The 17,725-nt window shown below is 65.7% G+C and carries 13 protein-coding genes; 8 read left to right on the top strand and 5 right to left on the bottom strand.

The genetic code is table 11. The features are described 5' to 3' along the window. Positions 1-11 precede the first annotated feature (11 nt). From GM672_RS14225 to GM672_RS14215, 3 genes are all read right to left on the bottom strand, one after another. Positions 12-935, bottom strand: coding sequence for a carbohydrate kinase family protein (locus GM672_RS14225; RefSeq protein WP_155471190.1), 924 nt, complete (start codon positions 933-935; stop codon positions 12-14). Between the two features lies 1 nt (position 936). Then, on the bottom strand, positions 937-2,142 hold the full coding sequence (locus GM672_RS14220; RefSeq protein WP_155471189.1) for an AGE family epimerase/isomerase: 1,206 nt from the start codon (positions 2,140-2,142) through the stop codon (positions 937-939). Positions 2,143-2,390: 248 nt separating this feature from the next. Continuing rightward, positions 2,391-3,389, bottom strand: coding sequence for a LacI family DNA-binding transcriptional regulator (locus GM672_RS14215; protein WP_155471188.1), 999 nt, complete (start codon positions 3,387-3,389; stop codon positions 2,391-2,393). 349 nt (positions 3,390-3,738) lie between these two features. Here GM672_RS14215 and fucP point away from each other — a divergent pair, with 349 nt between their 5' ends. The 6 genes from fucP to axe2C all read left to right on the top strand — a co-directional run bounded on the left by fucP (position 3,739) and on the right by axe2C (position 11,826). Beyond that, positions 3,739-5,073, top strand: a complete 1,335-nt coding sequence (fucP, locus tag GM672_RS14210; protein ID WP_155471187.1) for an L-fucose:H+ symporter permease — start codon at positions 3,739-3,741, stop codon at positions 5,071-5,073. Between the two features lie 84 nt (positions 5,074-5,157). Continuing rightward, positions 5,158-7,377, top strand: coding sequence for a glycoside hydrolase family 3 C-terminal domain-containing protein (locus GM672_RS14205; RefSeq protein ID WP_155471186.1), 2,220 nt, complete (start codon positions 5,158-5,160; stop codon positions 7,375-7,377). Between the two features lie 32 nt (positions 7,378-7,409). After that, positions 7,410-8,741: a glycoside hydrolase 5 family protein gene (locus GM672_RS14200; RefSeq protein ID WP_155471185.1), complete on the top strand. Its 1,332-nt coding sequence runs from the start codon at positions 7,410-7,412 to the stop codon at positions 8,739-8,741. Then, a complete protein-coding gene (locus GM672_RS14195; protein ID WP_155471184.1) occupies positions 8,738-9,949 on the top strand; it encodes a glycoside hydrolase family 27 protein in 1,212 nt (403 codons plus the stop codon). The genes GM672_RS14200 and GM672_RS14195 overlap by 4 nt, the downstream gene beginning before the upstream one ends. Positions 9,950-10,022: 73 nt before the next feature. Then, a complete protein-coding gene (locus GM672_RS14190; RefSeq protein WP_211517368.1) occupies positions 10,023-10,757 on the top strand; it encodes a GDSL-type esterase/lipase family protein in 735 nt (244 codons plus the stop codon). A 16-nt stretch (positions 10,758-10,773) separates the two neighbouring features. Next, the gene (axe2C, locus tag GM672_RS14185; protein WP_155471183.1) at positions 10,774-11,826 is read left to right on the top strand and encodes a bifunctional acetylxylan esterase/glucomannan deacetylase AxeC2; all 1,053 of its coding nucleotides are present in this window, start codon (positions 10,774-10,776) and stop codon (positions 11,824-11,826) included. A 97-nt stretch (positions 11,827-11,923) separates the two neighbouring features. Here axe2C and GM672_RS14180 read toward each other — a convergent pair whose 3' ends face one another. Further along, positions 11,924-14,596 carry a TonB-dependent receptor gene (locus GM672_RS14180; RefSeq protein ID WP_229417737.1) on the bottom strand — a complete coding sequence of 891 codons (2,673 nt, stop codon included), beginning with the start codon at positions 14,594-14,596 and terminating at the stop codon, positions 11,924-11,926. Positions 14,597-14,977: 381 nt separating this feature from the next. On the opposite strand from GM672_RS14180, the gene GM672_RS14175 reads away from it, so the two are divergent. Beyond that, positions 14,978-15,736 (top strand): GIN domain-containing protein, encoded by a 759-nt coding sequence (locus GM672_RS14175; protein ID WP_155471181.1) that lies wholly within the window; start codon positions 14,978-14,980, stop codon positions 15,734-15,736. 94 nt (positions 15,737-15,830) lie between these two features. Continuing rightward, the gene (locus GM672_RS14170; RefSeq protein ID WP_229417736.1) at positions 15,831-16,430 is read left to right on the top strand and encodes a tetratricopeptide repeat protein; all 600 of its coding nucleotides are present in this window, start codon (positions 15,831-15,833) and stop codon (positions 16,428-16,430) included. Between the two features lie 508 nt (positions 16,431-16,938). On the opposite strand, the gene GM672_RS14165 is transcribed toward GM672_RS14170, so the two are convergent. Next, entirely contained in the window at positions 16,939-17,667 is a 729-nt protein-coding gene (locus GM672_RS14165; protein WP_155471179.1) for a hypothetical protein, read from the bottom strand. Positions 17,668-17,725 lie beyond the last annotated feature (58 nt).

Here is a 17,725-nt window from a genome sequence, read left to right as displayed (position 1 = left end):
GGCCGGGCCGTTCAGGCCATCGTCGCCATCAGTGCGTCGATCTGCGCCAGCGAAGGCGGCGTCGCCCCCGCGCCCAGGCAGGCGGCGGCGCCCGCAGCCACGGCGCAGCGCAGGTGATCGAGGGGCGTGCGATCCGGCTGGCGCAGCAGGCTGTGAACGAAGGCGGCGATGCTGGCGTCGCCGGCGCCCACGGTGTCTTGCACGACGATGCCGGGCGCGGCCACCTGCCATGATTGATCGCCCACGTGCAGTTCAGCGCCTTGCTCGCCTTTCGTGTACAGGAAGCGCGCGGCGGGGTTGTACCCGCGCAGCCGCGCGAACGACGCTTTCGTGTCCGGGCTGCGGAACAGGCCCACCAGGTCTTCCTCGGACACCTTGACGACGTCGGCCAGCGCCGTCATCGCGCGCAAGGTCGGGTCGTATCGCTCGTCCATCAGCAGCCGGTAGTTGGGGTCATAGCTGATGCCGATACCGGCTGCCCGGGCCTCGCGCGCCAGTGCCAGCAGCCTGGCCGCCAGCGGCTCGCGCGCCAGGCTGATGCCGCCGAAGTGCAGCCAGCGGCAGTGCTCGCGCCAGCCTTGCGGCAGCAGGGCCGCGTCGAAATGCAGGTCGGCGCTGTCGTCGCCCACGAAGAAGTAGCTGGGCGGGTCGAGCCGGTGCACGACGGCCAGCAGCGGCGACTTGCCCAGCCGCTGCGTGAAGCGCGCATCCAGCCCGGCCGCTTCGGTGGCGCGCCACAGCGCATCGCCGAACACGTCGCGGCTGATGGCGCCAGCGAAGGCGCTGGGCAGGCCCAGGTGCGCCATCGTGCGCGCCACGTTCCACGTCGAGCCGCCCGTGACGCTGTGCCAGCGCGTCTGGGCCGGGTCGGCCACGATCAGGTCCGTCAGGGCCTCGCCGGCGGCGACGAACAGGGGAAAGTCGTTGGTGGCCATGTCAGTCCTTCAGCACGTTCAGCACTTCGTAGCAGGCGCCCATCGTGTGATAGTCGACCTTGCCGGCCGGGCTTTTCTCGTCCGTCAGCTTGGCATTGTCGGCCGCCAGGATGCGGTACCAGGCGCCATGCCGGTGGTCGATGAAATGCTCCCAGCTGTAGGCCCACAGCCGGTCGTACCAGTCCCAGAAGCGCGCTTCCCCCGTACGGTCGGCCAGCAGCGCTGCCGTGGCCAGGCTCTCGGCCTGCACCCAGAAGTACTTGTGGGCGTCGCAGATGGTGCCGTCCGGGCCGAAGCCATAGAAAATACCGCCGTGCTGCGCATCCCAGGCCTTGTCCAGCGCCGCGTCGAAGAACTGCACGGCGCGTGCAAGCAGCCAGTCCGACGGTCCCGCCAGGTGGGCCTGGTGGCGTTCCAGGATCAACAGCAGCTTGGCCCATTCCGTCAGGTGTCCCGGCTGGTAGCCCCAGGGCCGGAAGATATTCGTGCTGTCGTGCCGGTTGTAGTCCGGATCGACCGACCAATCCGCGCGGTAGTGCTCCCATACGAGGCCGCCGGCCAGGGCCGCCTGGCGCACGGCGATATTGTGGGCCAGCGTTTCGGCACGGTGCAGGTAGCGCTGTTCGCCGGTGGCCTCGAAGGCGGCGATCAGTGCCTCGCAGGCATGCATATTCGCGTTCTGGCCCCGGTAATCGGACACCTGCCAGTCGGCGCTGGCCTCGTCGGCATACAGGCCGTGCCCCGGTTCCCAGAAGCGGCGCTCCATCAGCTCGAACGTTTCGGCCACGTGGTCGCGTGCCTCGCTTTCGCCCGCCATCAGCGCGTGGGCATAGGCCAGCAGCACGAAGGCCAGGCCGTAGCAGTGGTTGGTGCTGTCCGTGACGGTGGCGCGGCCGTCGCGCCACTGCAGTTCCCACGCATAGCCGCCCGTGTCGGGATTGCGGTGCACGCCGCGCAGGAAAGCCAGGCCGTGACGCAGGCGCTGGCGGTCGGCCTCCTCGCCGAACTGGCGCAAGGCCATCGCGTAGTTGAAGATGAAGCGGGTGCTGCTGACCAGGTGACGCGTGTGCGCGTCGTAGACGGTGCCGTCATCCTTGTAGAAGTGATAGAAGCCGCCGCTGGGATCGACCGAACGGGGATCGTAGAAATTGCGGGTGTCGCGGATATGCCGCAGCAGGGTTTCGCGTGCATGAAAGTCTGGTAACATGAATCGTCCGTTGTCAGGGTAGAGGCGGCCGGTTCGCGGCAACGAATCCGGAGCTTGTTTGCTTTGTTTGCTTTGTTTGCTTTGTTTGCTTTGTTTGCGTTGTTTGCTTTGTTTGCTTTGTTTGCTTTGTTTGCTTTGTTTGCTTTGTTTGCTTTTTTTTGGCGCGAGCAGACCCCTCGCGGTCGGCGAACCGATCGCGTCTGGCCTGGCATGGCACCTCTGTTACATCGAGTCGGGCGGTCGGCGCATCAGCACACCGTGCTGGCCCGCACCACCAGCTCCACCGGGGAGATTTTTTCCTCCACGTCGCCCGTCCGGCTGGCCAGCAGCAATTCCACGCCCATGGCCCCCAGTTCCTTCTTGTTGATGCGTAAGGTCGTCAGCGGCCGATGGCCCAGCACGGCCGTCGAGATATCGTCGAAGCCGACGATGGCGATATCGTGCGGTACCTTCAGGCCTCTGGCCAGGCAGCAGCGCATCGCCACCAGCGCGGCGCTGTCGTTGTAGCAGAACAGCGCGTCCGGCGGCTTGGGCAGGGCCAGCAGGCTTTCCGTCGCTTCCCACGCCCCCGTTTCCAGGTCGACGCCGTCCGGCAGGCTCGCTTCCAGGCGCGGATCGGCAAGGATCTGCGCCTCGTACAGGGCCTGGCGGTACCCCCGTGCCCGTTCGCGGATGCTGTAGTGGCTGAGCGAACCGCAGATGAAGCCCACGCGCTCGCGGCCCCGGTCGATCAGGTGTTTCGTCGCCAGGTAGCCGCCCATCATATTGTCCGGATTGACGGAGCTGTAGCCGCGCAGCTTCATGTCGATCAGCACGATCGGCTTGCCCGTGCCGCGCAGGGCCGTCAGCAGTTCCGGCTCGAAGAAGCCGGCGCAGACGATGGCGTCCGGCGCATGGATGCGCAGCTGGTCGGCCAGGCCGTCGGCCGGGCCCACGGCCATGAACGACAGCACGATGCCCTGGCGGCGGCAGGCCTCCTCGGCGCCATGCAGCACGGGCGAGTAGAAGGGGCTGCTCGATGCCGTGTTGTGCTGGCGATGCAGCAGGAAGGTCAGGCGGCGCAGGCGTTTCGGCCGCAGCTTGCAGAAATCGTAGCCCAGGTCGCGCGCCGTGCTCAGCACCATCTGGCGCGTCGATTCCGTCAGCCCCGGTTCGTTCTTCAGGGCCCGCGAAATGGTGCCGGCTGAGACGCCGGCGGCACGGGCGATATCGCGGATCGTCACATTGCCGGGGGCGGCGGCCGTCATGGGACCACTCCCGCATGAAGCTTGCACATGGATCTCCTCCGTTGTTGTCCCGACAGCGCATCCTGGCCTCGAGCCGGGCGCTGTATCTGTGACCGCAGTCTCCCATACCGTTCGGGCCATGGTCAAACGCCGGGCCGGGTTTGCAGGGCAGTTTAGTCCGATTTACTAAACAGCCGTCTGGCACCGCCCGAGACCGCCGGCGATGCATGCAGGACCCCGGGGCAAGCGTGTTTAGTGAACGGCACTAAACTGGTGCCTGAAAAAGCGGCGGGGTTTGACCCGGCCGGCGCGATCCATGCACAATCGGTCCACAACAAAAGCCGGCCCGCCGGACCACCAAGGAGACGACATGGATCATTCCACCCCCGCGGCGCCCACGGCGCCGCTGGCGCCCCACCTCGCCCAGGCCACGCTTCAGGCCCCACCTCAGGCCAGTGCGCAAAGCCACACGGGCCCATTCGTGATCATCACGATCCTCTTTTTCATGTGGGGCCTGCTCACTTCCCTGAACGACGTGCTGATTCCCCACCTGAAGGCCGTCTACACCCTGACCTACGTGCAGGCGATGCTGGTGCAGTTCTGCTTCTTCGGCGCCTACTTCATCGTGTCGCTGCCGGCCGGCATGCTGATCCGGCGCATCGGCTACAAGCGCGGCGCCGTCACGGGCCTGGTGGTGGCCGCCGCCGGCTGCGCGCTGTTCTATCCGGCCGCGATGGGCGGGTACGCGCTGTTCCTGTTCGCCTTCTTCGTGCTGGCCGCCGGCATCACGATCCTGCAGGTGGCGGCCAATCCGTTTGTCACGGTACTGGGTCCGCCCGCCACTGCATCGAGCCGGCTGACCCTGACGCAGGCCTTCAATTCGCTGGGCACCACCATCGCCCCCGCGCTGGGCGGTTTGCTGATCCTGACGCAGGCACCGGCCGTCATTGACGCAGCGCGCCTCTCCGAGGCCCAACAGCTGGCCCGGCGCGCCAGCGAGGCGGCCGCCGTGCAGGGTCCGTACCTGGCGCTGGCCGGGGCCCTGCTGGCGCTGGCCGTGCTGTTCGCCATCGTGCGGCTGCCGAAGATCGGCGAGGACGAAGCGGTGCCCGGCGCTCCCGGTTCGGCGCCCGTGCTGCGCCACCGCCACCTGCTGCTGGGCGCCATCGGCATCTTCCTGTACGTGGGCGCGGAAGTGAGCATCGGCAGCTTCCTGATCAACTTCCTGGGCGAAGCCCACATCGCCGCCATGCCCCACGCCACGGCTGCCAACTACGTCAGCTACTACTGGGGCGGCGCCATGGTGGGCCGCTTCATCGGCTTTTTCGTCATGCGCCACGTCAGCCCCGGCAAGGCGCTGGCCTTCAACTCGGCCGCCACCATCGCGCTGGTGCTGGTGGCCGTGTTCGGCCAGGGGCCGCTGGCAATGTGGTCGCTGATCGCCGTGGGCCTGTTCAATTCCATCATGTTCCCCACCATCTTCAGCATGGCGCTGCACCGGCTCGGGCCGCAGACGGGACAGGGCTCCGGCATCCTGTGCATGGCCATAGTCGGCGGCGCCATCGTGCCGTTTGCCCAGGGCCTGTTCGCCGACACGCTCGGCCTGCAGCTGTCCTTCCTCGTGCCGGCCGCCTGCTACGTCTTCATCCTGTACTTCGGCCTGCGCTACGCCGCGATGTACGTGGACGAGATCAAGGCCGTCTGATTTTTCAACGCATGCCCGCGTCGCGGGCCTGCATGCACCGTCCCGGCGCGGAAGGACCTTTCGCGCCCTGTTGAAGGATTCCCGATGAAGCACACCAAGTACCTGGCACTTGCCATCGCAGCCTTGCCCGGCCTGGCCCTGGCGGCCGACACCAGGCCGTGGATGGATACGGCCCTCGATCCGGACCGGCGCGCCGCGCTGGTGCTGAAGGAAATGACGCAGAAGGAAAAGCTGAACTGGGCCTACGGCTACTTCGGCGCCGACCATGCCGGCAACAAGACGAAGAAGATCGAGGCGGCGCTGCCTTTCTCGGCCGGCTATATCCCCGGCGTGCCCCGCCTGGGCTTGCCCGCGTTGTTCGAAACGGATGCCGGCATCGGCGTGGCCACGCAGTACACGAAGACGCCGCGCGAGCGCACGGCGCTGCCGTCGGGCCTGGCCACGGCCGCCACGTGGAACCGCAAGCTGGCCTTCGAGGGCGGGAAGATGATCGGTGCCGAGGCGCGCGCCTCGGGCTTCAACGTGATGCTGGCCGGCGGCGTGAACCTGCTGCGCGAGCCCCGCAACGGCCGCAACTTCGAATACGCCGGCGAAGACCCGCTGCACGCGGGCCTGATGGTGGCCGAGCAGGTCAGGGGCATCGAGTCGAACCACGTCATCGCCACCATCAAGCACTTCGCGCTGAACGCGCAGGAGACGGGCCGCTTCGAGCTCGATGCCCGCATCGACCCGACGGCCGCGCGCATGTCCGACCTGCTGGCCTTCCAGATCGCGCTGGAGCAGTCCGGTGCCGGTTCCTTCATGTGCGCCTACAACCGGGTCAACGGCCCTTACAGCTGCGAGCACCCGTGGCTGCTCAACGAAGTACTGAAGGGCGACTGGGGCTTCAAGGGCTACGTGATGTCCGACTGGGGCGCGACCCACAGCACGGTGGCCGCCGCCAACGCCGGCCTGGACCAGCAGTCCGGCGGCGAATTCGACAAGTCGAACTACTTCGGCGGCGCGCTGGAGGAAGCCGTCAAGAACGGCCACGTGCCGCAGAAGCGCCTGGACGATATCGCCTTCCGCGTACTGCGCACGATGTTCGCCAAGGGCGTCGTCGATCATCCCGTCAAGGAAGGTAGCGCTATCGACTTCGCCGCCCACGGCGCCATCAGCCAGGCGGACGCCGAGGAAGCCATCGTGCTGCTGAAGAACGAAGGCGGCCTGCTGCCGCTGCGGGCCGGCGCCGGGAAGATCGTCGTCATCGGCGGCCATGCGGATGTGGGCGTGCTGGCCGGCGGCGGCTCGTCGCTGGTGTATCCGGTGGGCGGCAATGCCGTGCCGAACCTGCTGCCGGCCACGTGGCCCGGCCCCGTGATGTACTACCCGTCCTCGCCGTTGAAGGCGGTGCAGGCCCGCGCCGGCGTCGCCCAGGTGGTGTTCGACAGCGGCGCCGATCCGGCCCGGGCGGCCCGGCTGGCCGCCGATGCGGACGTGGTGCTGGTCTTTGCCACGCAGTGGGTGGGCGAGGCGCTCGATGCGACGTCGCTGGCGCTGCCCGATGGCCAGGACGCACTGATCGCCGCCGTGGCGGCGGCCAATCCGCGCACGGCCGTCGTACTGGAAAACAGCGGCCCCGTGCTGATGCCGTGGCTGGACCGCGTCGCGGCAGTGGTGGAAGCCTGGTACCCCGGCACGCGGGGCGGCGAAGCCATTGCCCGCGTGCTGTTCGGCGAAGTCAATCCGTCCGGCCGGCTGCCGGCCACGTTCCCCGCGTCCGAAGGGCAGCTGCCCCGGCCGAAGCTGGACGGCGATCCCGCCCAGCCCGAGATGCAGTTCGCCGTCGATTACCACGAGGGCGCGGCGGTCGGCTACAAATGGTTCGACCTGAAGGGCCACAAGCCCCTGTTCCCGTTCGGCTTCGGCCTGTCGTACACCCGGTTCGGCTACAGCGGCCTCGCCGCCTCGGTCGAGGATGGCGAGGTGCGGGTGCGCTTCCAGGTCGTCAACACGGGCGGCGTGCCGGGCAGGGACGTGCCGCAGGTGTACGTGGCACCCGTCAATGCCCGCTGGGAAGCGCCGAAGCGCCTGGCCGGCTGGGACAAGGTCGAACTGGCGCCTGGTGCTTCGGCGCAGGTCGACATCGCCATCGATCCACGCCTGTTCGGCATGATGAAGAAGGGCGCGAAGACGTGGCAGGTCGCGCCCGGGCAGTACCACATCCTGCTGGCGCGCCATGCCGGGGATGCGGCGCCGCAGAGAGTCACGATCCGGCTGCCGTCCTGGACCTTGAACCTGGCCGGCAAGCCGGCCACGAAGTAATCCACCTCCATAAAACCATAAGCGAGACCGACATGAAAAAGATGATCACCCTGGCCGCCAGCCTGATGCTGATGCACGCGCTGCCGATGAGCACCGCCGCCGCCAATACCGCTACCAGCGGCTTCGTCACCGTGAACAAGACCCACTTCGCCAAGGGCGGCCAGCGCTACTACATCGCCGGCGCCAACTTCTGGTATGGCGCCTACCTGGGCGCACCGAGCAAGGTGGGCGACCGCGGCCGCCTGCTGAAGGAGCTGGACACGATGAAGGCTGCCGGCATCAACAACGTGCGCGTGCTGGCCGTATCGGAGAAGACGGACATGGCCAGTGCCGTGCGCCCGGCCACGACGGCCGCGCCGGGCCAGTACGACGAGCAGCTGCTGGTGGGCCTGGACTTCATGATGGCCGAACTGGCCAAGCGGGACATGACGGCCGTGATCTACCTGAACAATTTCTGGCAGTGGTCGGGCGGCATGACGCAGTACCTGAACTGGTTCGAAGGCACCAAGGCCCTCGACCCGAACGTGACGAAGGACTACGAAGACTACATGGCCAAGACGGCACGCTTCTACCGCAACCCGAAGGCGCAGGCCGAGTACCGCAACGTCATCCGCAAGATCGTCCAGCGCGTCAATACCGTCACGGGCAAGCCGTATGCGCAGGACCCCGCCGTCATGTCGTGGCAGCTGGCCAACGAGCCCCGCCCCGGCAACGCCAGCAGCACGGCCGAGGATAAGGCCGTCTACGTGAAATGGATCGCCGACACGGCCGCCTACATCCACAGCCTGGACAAGAATCACCTGGTCAGCAGCGGCAGCGAAGGCCTGGCCGGTTCGGCCCAGGACGGGGAGCTGTTCATGAAGGCCCACCAGAGCCCCCATATCGACTACCTCACCTACCACCTGTGGCCGAAGAACTGGGGCTGGATCGATTCGAGGAACGTGGCGCAGACGTGGGACGGCGCATTGGAAAAGAGCCGCCATTACCTGAACGTGCATATCGACTACGCGAAAAAAGTGGGCAAGCCCATCGTGCTGGAGGAATTCGGCATGGACCGCGACGGCGCCTCGTTCGACATCAAGGCCCCCACCACGGTGCGCGACCGCTTCTACGGCGTCGTGTTCGACGTCGTCACGACGCGCGCGGCCAAGGGCGACCCCATCGCCGGCTTCAACTTCTGGGCCTGGGGCGGTGCCGGCCGCGCCGCCAATGCCGATTACTGGTGGAAGGAAGGCAATGACCTGATGGGCGACCCGCCGCAGGAAGAGCAGGGCCTGTACTCCGTGTTCGACAGCGATGCCAGCACGATCGCGCTGATCCGCGCCACGGCCGCCAAGCTCAAGGCGCTGGAGGTGAAACAATGAAGCATGCCGCCGTCGCCGCCAGCGCGCTGCTGCTGGCGGGGGCCGCCCACGCGCAGAAGTTCGAGGGCGTGGCCGATACGCCGCAAATGGGCTGGAACAGCTGGAACAAGTTCGGCTGCGAGATCAACGAGCAACTGATCCGCGAGACCGCCGACGCCATGGTCAGGCTGGGCATGAAGGATGCCGGCTACCAGTACGTCAATATCGACGACTGCTGGCACGGCCAGCGCGACAAGGACGGCAATATCCAGGCCGACCCGGTGCGCTTCCCTTCGGGGATCAAGGCGCTGGCCGACTACGTGCACGCACGTGGCCTGAAGCTGGGCCTGTATTCGGACGCCGGCGCCACCACCTGCGGCGGCCGGCCCGGCAGCCGGGGCCACGAATACCAGGACGCCCGCACCTATGCCGCCTGGGGCGTTGACTACGTCAAGTACGACTGGTGCGATACCAAGGGCCTGAACGCGGAAGGCGCGTACACGACGATGCGCGACGCACTGCGCGCGGCCGGGCGCCCGATCCTGCTGTCCATCTGCGAATGGGGCGACAACAAGCCGTGGGACTGGGCAGCCCCCATCGGCCATTCCTGGCGCACCACGGGCGACATCTACGCCTGCTGGGATTGCGAGGTGTCGCTGGGTTCCTGGTCCACCTTCGGCGTGATGAAGATCGTCGACAAGTCGCTGGCGCTGCGCAAGTTCGCCGGTCCCGGCCACTGGAACGACCTGGATATGCTGGAAGTGGGCAACGGCCTGTCGCCGGAAGAAGACCGCTCGCATTTTTCGCTGTGGGCCATGATGGCTTCGCCGCTGATCTCCGGGAACGACCTGCGCAAGATGCCAGAATCGGTGCGCAAGGTGCTGACGAACCGGCAGGTCATCGCCGTCAACCAGGACAGGCTGGGCGTACAGGGCCTGCGCATGCTGACCGACGGCCCGCTGGAAGTGTGGATCAAGCCCCTTGCCGGCAAGGACTGGGCCGTGCTGTTCCTGAACCGGGGCGAGACGACGCTTGTCCGCAGCTACGACTGGACCAAGCAGCCCCTCAGCGATGACCTCAGCAAGCGCTCGGCCGACCTGAAGAAGGAAGGTTTCGGCTGGACCGACCTGTGGCAGCAGAAAACGGGCGACACGGGCAAGCCGCTGGAACTGAAGCTGGCGCCGCACGGCGTGACGATGCTGCGCCTGACGCCGCGGCAGGGCACTTGATGCGCCCGCGATGGCCGGTACAATGCACGGTGCCGGCCGTCGCCGACGGCGCAGTGACATGACTGGAAAGAGGATGAACATGCGAATGAAGATGATGGCATCGGCGGTCCTGCTGTGCGTCGCCACCCTGGCCCAGGCCGACGGCCAGGTGCGCCAGTGCGCGACGACGGTGGAGCCGCGCAGCGTGGAGTACCCGTGGATGTCGATCGCGCGCTGGCAGCAGATGCACCGGGAACAGGCGGCCCTGGCGGCACGGGGCAATATCGACGTGCTGTTCCTGGGCGACTCGATCACGGAAGGCTGGCCGAAGGCCGAGTGGGACAGCCACTTCGGACGCTTCAAGGCGGCCAACTTCGGCATCGGCGGCGACCATACGGGCAATATGCTGTGGCGCCTGCAGAACGGGGCCATGGACAAGCTGCGCCCGAAGGTGGTGGTGCTGCTGATCGGGACCAACAACTTCGGCCTGTGCGGCGAAAGCCCGGCGCAGGTCTACACCGGCATCCAGTCCGTGGTGGCGTCGCTGCGCCAGCTGTATCCGGATGCGAAGATCTTGCTGAACGCCGTGCTGCCGGTGGAACAGCAGCCCGACCATCCGCGCCGCACCAACGTGGCGGCGCTGAACCGGCAGGTCGCCACCCTGGACGACGGCAAGCGCGTGTTCTACCGCGACTACGGCCCCATATTTCTCCAGCCGGACGGCACCATCTCGCCGCAGACCATGCCGGACTTCCTGCACCTGACGCCGGGCGCCTACCGCAGCTGGGGCGACGCGCTGCAGCCCGATATCGCCCGGCTGCTGAACTGAACCGGGTGGACTGACGATGCGACTCCCCTACCTTCTACTCAACGCGGCTTCGGCCGCGTTTTTCGTCGTGGGCCAGGCCGGCGCGGCAGACACCATCGCCGCCACCGACGGGCGCGTGGCGTGGATGGGCCGCACCGTCGTCGACGACGGCGCTGCCAGCTTTGCCTATCCTGGTGTCAGTGCATTCCTGCGCTTCGACGGCCGGAAGCTGGTGCTGGACGTGGCCAGCACGGGCAAGAAGAGCTGGCTCGATGTCGTTGTCGACGGCCGGGTGCGCGCGGTGCACCTGGCGCCGGGGCGCAGCCGCGTCGTGCTGGTCGACAGGAAGGCGGCGGCGCGGCGCACGGTGCAGGTGCTGCACCGCTCCGAGACGTGGCAGGGCACCGTGACCGCGCGCAGCTTCACGACGGAAGGGCGCTTTGCCGCGCCGCCCGCGCTGCCGGCGCGCCGGCTGATGTTCCTGGGCGACTCCGTCACGTGCGGCGAGGCGCTGGACCGCACGCCGCCCGGCAAGAAGGACCCCGTGTGGTGGAACCCGCGCCTGTCCTACGGCATGCTGGCCGGCCAGGCGCTGCAGGCACAGGTGCACCTGGTCTGCCACGGCGGGCGTGGCCTCGTGCGCAGCTGGAACGGCAAGACGGACGAATTCAACCTGGGGCGCCTGTACCAGCTGGCGATCGCCGATCCGGCCCGGCCGGTGCCATGGGACCAGCGCCGCTATGCGCCGGACCTGATCGTCAGCGCCATCGGCACCAACGATTTCACGCCCGGCATTCCGGTGCGCGAGGCCTATGTCAACGAATACGTCGCGCTGGTGCGAACGCTGTTGCGCGACCACCCGCAGGCGCGCGTCGTGCTGACGGAAGGGGCCATCCTGGACGGCGAAAAGAAGGCCGCGCTGCGCGACTATATCGACGAGACGATCCGGCGCGTGGGCGATGCCCGCGTGGGCAGCGTCGTATCGAAGCACTACCCCGGCGATGCCGCCGACGCCCATCCGACCCGCGCCCAGCACGCGCGGATGGCGGCCGACCTGGTGCCGCAGCTCCGGTCCGTGATGGGCTGGTAATGTTGCCTGAAAAATGGGGTCTGTCCCCATTTTCCAGGCAATATAAAAAACGCCGCGTCCCGGGCGGGTACGCGGCGTCCAAGGAGAACCCGGTGGATCAGTATTCCGCGCCGATGCGTAAGCCGAACATGCGCGGTTCGACGTAGTGGGCCTTCATGAAGCCGCCGTTGACGGATTCGCGGTTCAGCGCGGCGTGGCTGTTGGCCACGTTACGAACGTACACCTCGGCGTGCCACTTGTCGCTTGGTGCATCGAGGCGGGCCGACACGTCGCCCATCGCATAGGCCTTCTGGTAGCGGCCGATGTGGGCGAAGTCCGAGTTGCGCAGGTCGAAGTAGGCCTTGTCGCGCCAGTTCACCTTGATGTACGGCGTGATGCGGTAGCCGTTGGCCAGCGTGAACTCCTGCGAGAAGTTCAGGTTGACCTGGTACTTCGGCGTGTTCGGCAGGTGATTGCCGTCGATGTTGTACAGGCGGCGGCCCAGCAGGGCCTTGTCGTCGCCCGTGTAGGCGGACGGGCAGGGCGGCAGGCCCAGTTCCGTGCGCACGTCGCACTGGTAGTCATCCGAGAACTCGCGGAAGTCATTCACTTCCGTGTTGATGTAGGCGAAGCCGCCGCCGAGGCGGGCGCCGCGCCATGGACGCCAGTCCCATTCCAGTTCCAGGCCGGGGATGTCGACCTTGCCGACGTTGATGGTGCGCCAGCTTTCGTACACGTCGCACTTGGGCTGGTCGGCCGGGCAGGGCAGGCCGTTGTCGGGAATGATCTGGTTGACGAAGTAGGTGCCCGTCAGCTGCATGTCCTTGTACTTCATGAAGAAGGCGGTGGCCGACAGCGACAGCGTATTGTCGAGGAACTTGCCCTTGTAGCCCAGCTCATAGTTGGTGACCTGCTCGGGACCGTAGGGCATGAAGGTGACGACGCCGGGCTTGCCGTCCGCGCACAGGTGGTAGTTGCAGCTGTCGGACTTGTCGGCGAAGCCGCCGGCCTTGTAGCCGGTCGACACGGAGGCATACGCCATCTGGTTCGGCGTCATCTGCTTCTGCAGGCCCACGCGCCACGTCACCTTCTTCCACGTTTCCTTGTGGTCGTTCGACGTCGGCGCGCCGTACAGGCGGTAGGCTGCGACGCTGCCGCCCATGGCGTCGGTCAGGTCGGTGCCGTTGTGGACGCGGAAGCCCGGCGTGCCCGGCGTGCCCTGGCTGAACAGGCCATTGTAGTAGGCCGGGTCGCCCTTCCAGTTGGCGCCGTACACCTTGCCGCCCTTGTCTTCCTTGCTGTCGCTGCTGTAGCGGGCGCCCAGCGTGCCGGTCCATGTCGGCATGAACTTCCAGTCGGCCTGGGCGAAGACGGCCTTGGCGTCGACCTGGCGGTTCGGCTGGTTGTACAGTACCGAGCCGACATCGCCGTACGGCTTCTGGATGGTATGGGTCTGTTCGTAGTCGATGCGGTTACGCTCGTGCATCCAGAACAGGCCGGCCACGTACTGCAGGTTGCCGACGTTCTGCTTCAGCTGGGCCTCGTGCACGGTCGATACGTAACGCGACGACAGCGTGCGGTGGAACGAGTCCGTCAGCGGCCAGCGGCCCCAATTGCCATCCGGCGTATTCGGGTAGGCGCCGTCGATCTGGAAGGGCGCATTGTGCTGCATGCCCATGTCGTCGTCGGTGATCTCGGAGCGCTTCTGGTCTGCCACCTGGAAGGTGTAGTCGAAGGTGGTGGTGGGATTGATGGTCCACGACAGGCCAGTGCGCAGGGTGCGGATCTGCATGTCGACCTGGCCCGGCACATTGACCAGCAGGTCCCACTTGCCCGTACCCGGTGCGCAGGTGTAGCGCGTGCCGGCCGTGGCATCGCAGTCGCGGAACGAGGCACCGCCGGCGCCGTCGTCCTGGAAGTGCTCGTAGGCGGCGCGCAGCATCACGTCGCTGTTGACCTTATACGCGGCCGACAGGCGCGCGGCCCATTGGTCCTGGTTGGTATAGAACTTGTCCTTGCCGATCACCTTGTTGAAGCGCTGGTCGACATCGGGAAGGCCGTCCGGGACCCAGCCCAGCTGCGGCGCGTTCGCTTCCGACAGGTCGCGCATCTGGTTGGCGTAGCCGTCGCGCTTGACCTTCATGAAGGTGCCGCGCAGGGCCAGCTGGTCGTTGACCTTGACGTTCTGCACCACTGTGACCTGCTTCTTGCGGTAGTTGCCGATATCGATTTCGGCCTTGCCGTAGTTGCCGCCGAAATCGGGCTTAGCCGAAATGACGTTGACGGAGCCGCCCGTGGAGTTGCGGCCGAACAGTGTTCCCTGCGGGCCGCGCAGCACCTCGACCTGCTCGATGTCGAACATCAGCGCCTGCGCGCCCTGCGGGCGGGGCGAGTACATGCCGTCCACGTGGAAGCCGACGGCGGGGTCGCCCGTTTCCGTGAAATTGGTCGACGTGATGCCGCGGATGGTGATCTGCACGGCCGAATCGAGGCCCGTGCTTTCGATGACGACGTTGGGGATTTCGCCCGTCAGGTCCTTCAGGCTGGTGGCGCCCTTGCGTGACAGCTGCTCCTGGTTGAAGGCCGACACGGCCAGCGGCGTTTTCAGCAGCGAAGTGGAATAGCGGGTGGCCGTAACCTTCACTTCCGGGATCTGGTCGCCGCCCGTGGTGGGGGCGCCGGCGGCGCTTTCCGCGGCTGCGGGTACCGCGACGGCGGCATCGGGGCCGCCTTGTTGTGCGTGAGCAGATAGCGCTACCAAACTGCAGGCGCTGGCGACGGCCAGGCTCATCAAGCTTCTCTTGGTCGGATGCATTTCGTCTCCTTGTTGGAATGGTCGGCCACTGCGGGCCACTCTTTCAGCGGGACGAGTATTGCATTTCAAAAATACCAAGATCAAGCGATTCGAAAAAACGCGGCGCAGTTTATCCCGTTTTACTAAACATGCCATCCCTGGCCCGAAATGGCGGGGCGGACCCGGGGAAAGGGCCGGGGCACGCCGCTTGCGGCCGGCGCCGGCGTTTCGTGAAACGGCGGGCAAACGACGGCCTGGCCGCGCATTCTTGCAGTTCGTCGCATTTCCCGCCCATGCCGGCGGCAGGCCGCTAAGATGCCAGCATCGGGCACTGCGCATGTCACGCAGGCCAATGCATCGCACAGAAAAAGGTACCCCATGAAAAAACTGCTCCCGCTTTCGTTCCTGTTCACCATGTTCTGCCTGCTGTTCGGCAGGGTCGCCGCCCAGGAGGCCAGCGACACGCGGGCCGTGGACGAGCGGGTGGTACGGGTGCGGCTCGACGGCCTGCTCGACCTGCGCGTGCGGCAGGGCGACGTACCGTCGCTCAAGATCAGCGGCGAGAAGCGCTTCGTCGACAAGGTCACGGCCGTGCAGACGGGCGACACCTTGGCGCTGGACACGGAAATCCACGGCGCCCGGCTGGGCCGGCCGTCGCTGCGCGCCGAGCTGGTGCTGCCGCGCCTGCGCGAACTGGTGTCGGAGGGCCTGGGCTCGTCGGAAATATCGGGCTTCAAGGGCGAGGAACTGGAGATCACGCTGGACGGCGCAGGCAACATGAAGGTGGTGGCGGAGTACCGCAGGTTGCGGGCCAACCTGGGCGGCGTGGGCAGCATGCACGTGTGGGTGGCCGACAGCGAGGACGTGGAGCTGGACCTGCACGGCGCCGGCTACGTGACGATCGGCGGGCGCAGCCGCCTTCTGCGCGCGTCGCTGGGCGGCCTGGGCGGGTTGAACGCCCAGCAGTTCCAGGCCGACTCGGTCGACATCGACCTGTCGGGCCTGGGCAATGCCACCGTCAATGCCCGCACCAACGCCAACCTGAACCTGTCCGGCATGGGCTCCGTGACCGTCTACGGCAAGCCGCTGAACCGCAATGTCAGCGTCGACGGCCTGGGCCGCGTGAGCTGGAAATGACCAGACAATGAGCTGAGCGAACAAGCGACTGCCCAAGGCAGACGAGTACAAAAACATCGAAAACGAACTCTCGCAAATGAAAATACTAGGACGAATGATCGTGGCGATCGGCATCGCGCTGGCCCTGCAGGGCAGCGCACTGGCCGGCTTCGCCGAAGGCGCCACCGCGTACAACAATCGCAACTACGCCGTGGCCTACAGGGAAATCCTGCCGCTGGCACGGGCCGGCAATGCCGATGCCCAGCACCTGATGGGCCTGATGTACTACATGGGCCGGGGCGTGCAGCAGGACTACAAGCAGGCACTGGCCTGGCACCGCCGCGCGGCCCAGCAGGGCAAGGCCGACGCGCAATATGTCGTGGGCGCCATGTACTACACGGGCAACGCCGTGATCCAGGACCACAAGCAGGCCGTGGGCTGGTTCCGCAAGGCCGCCGAGCAGGGCCACCCGCAGGCGCAGCAGGTGCTTGGCCTGATGTACCGTTATCACATCGGCGGCATGCCGCAGGATAACGTCATCGCCTACATGCTGTGGAACCTGGCCGCCGCCAGCGGCAACGCCAACGCCGCCGAACAGCGCGCCGCCGTCGTCAAGCACATGACGGAGGAGCAGATCGAGGAAGGGCAGGCCTTGTCGGCCGCGTGGAAGCCCGGGAAGCCGCTGCCGCGCAGTTCGCGGACTGGGGGCGGGTAAGGGAAATGGCGGCGGCGCGTGACCTCGCCGCCGCCATTCTTTGAACACTTCGAACAATCAGCCTGCGTGGTGCAGAACAGTCATGCCGATACGGCGTCTGCCCTCACGGAACGCGAGATTCGGGCCACTTACGACGACACTACCATTTGCGTCTAGCAAGGCTATTCGGACATCCTTGCCGATGCCGCTTTGGCAAACGGCACCTTCATCTGGCCGCCTTTCAGGATGGAAGGCATGATGCGGAGCACGCTCTCCTTCCTGCGAATGATGTGCCTGGCCCGCTGGGTGAAGCGTGCCGGCCAGTCATCCTTGCCATTTAACAGGCGCGCCTTGCGCGTAGTATCGGCAACGCTTCGGAACTAGACTGCGTTTACCGATGCTGTACTAGCTAAGGCTATTGATTGATTACTCTGCGAACGAGGCGGATTGATTTCCCATGCCCGCCTCGCCGGATACGCAGTGCTGAGAACGAGCTGGGGAAACGCCCTCCAACCCAACCTCGATAACTTTAATAAACCGACATCTCTTTTAATATTTTGCACTCTCCGCTGGAGTCTGCAACGCCTTGTTCTTTTGTGTCATAGCGACACAAAGTTGGCTTATTATTGGGGCCACCTAATTCGGCTTTGGAAAGAACTCCTGCAGTAAACTCGTATGTAATAATTAATTCGTTGTCGGAATAAATGCGCTTACAACCTGTGTACCGCCGAGGCATCGATGCGGGTGTGATTTCCAATATTCCCAGGCCGTGCCCGCCATTGAATTCTCTGCGTGATTCATTTTTCTCGGGAGGGCAGGAGAGTTCGCTTGTGGGCCGCTGAAGGGTTTGCGCGTCAGCAACGCCGACAAATAAAATTATCGTGGTGAAAAGTATGACTGTGTGATGTTTCATGGAAATTTGATATGTTTTTGAAGCCTGAGACGTCGCCATGGATTTTTGATCGACTATAACAGAGAAAGTATAAAGATTATTCCAAAGATAATGCTCCAACATGTTGGCCGGAACATCATCTTTGCAAATCAATACTAAAGCTGCCGAGCAGGCCCAGCAGGTTCCAGGGCAATACACCGTTATCACCTCGGCAGCACGCCGCAGGATAACATTATCGCTTGCATGCTGTGGACCCTGACCGCCGCCAGCCGCAACGCCAACGAGCCGGGCAACGTGCTGCCGTCGTCGAACGCATGACGGAAAAGCAGGGAAGCGCCCCGTCAGACTGGAACTGACGAGTATCAATATCCCCCATTCCCTCCCTCGACATAATAGATTCTTTGAGTAATTGCTAGAAGGCAAT

The organism is Pseudoduganella buxea, assembly GCF_009720835.1.
In the GTDB taxonomy this organism is placed as follows: Bacteria; Pseudomonadota; Gammaproteobacteria; order Burkholderiales; family Burkholderiaceae_D; genus Rugamonas; species Rugamonas buxea.
The sequence above is the reverse complement of the archived record's forward strand: the minus strand, read 5'-3'. Positions and strand labels throughout refer to the sequence as shown.

What these genes read in the sequence shown, in the direction of transcription:
- GM672_RS14215 (WP_155471188.1), bottom strand. Translation starts at nt 3,389, where the DNA reads ATGACGGCCGCCGCCCCCGGCAATGTGACGATCCGCGATATCGCCCGT.
- GM672_RS14220 (WP_155471189.1), bottom strand. Translation starts at nt 2,142, where the DNA reads ATGTTACCAGACTTTCATGCACGCGAAACCCTGCTGCGGCATATCCGC.
- GM672_RS14180 (WP_229417737.1), bottom strand. Translation starts at nt 14,596, where the DNA reads ATGAGCCTGGCCGTCGCCAGCGCCTGCAGTTTGGTAGCGCTATCTGCT.
- GM672_RS14225 (WP_155471190.1), bottom strand. Translation starts at nt 935, where the DNA reads ATGGCCACCAACGACTTTCCCCTGTTCGTCGCCGCCGGCGAGGCCCTG.
- GM672_RS14205 (WP_155471186.1), top strand. Translation starts at nt 5,158, where the DNA reads ATGAAGCACACCAAGTACCTGGCACTTGCCATCGCAGCCTTGCCCGGC.
- GM672_RS14175 (WP_155471181.1), top strand. Translation starts at nt 14,978, where the DNA reads ATGAAAAAACTGCTCCCGCTTTCGTTCCTGTTCACCATGTTCTGCCTG.
- GM672_RS14190 (WP_211517368.1), top strand. Translation starts at nt 10,023, where the DNA reads ATGAACATGCGAATGAAGATGATGGCATCGGCGGTCCTGCTGTGCGTC.
- GM672_RS14200 (WP_155471185.1), top strand. Translation starts at nt 7,410, where the DNA reads ATGAAAAAGATGATCACCCTGGCCGCCAGCCTGATGCTGATGCACGCG.
- GM672_RS14170 (WP_229417736.1), top strand. Translation starts at nt 15,831, where the DNA reads ATGATCGTGGCGATCGGCATCGCGCTGGCCCTGCAGGGCAGCGCACTG.
- axe2C (WP_155471183.1), top strand. Translation starts at nt 10,774, where the DNA reads ATGCGACTCCCCTACCTTCTACTCAACGCGGCTTCGGCCGCGTTTTTC.
- GM672_RS14195 (WP_155471184.1), top strand. Translation starts at nt 8,738, where the DNA reads ATGAAGCATGCCGCCGTCGCCGCCAGCGCGCTGCTGCTGGCGGGGGCC.
- fucP (WP_155471187.1), top strand. Translation starts at nt 3,739, where the DNA reads ATGGATCATTCCACCCCCGCGGCGCCCACGGCGCCGCTGGCGCCCCAC.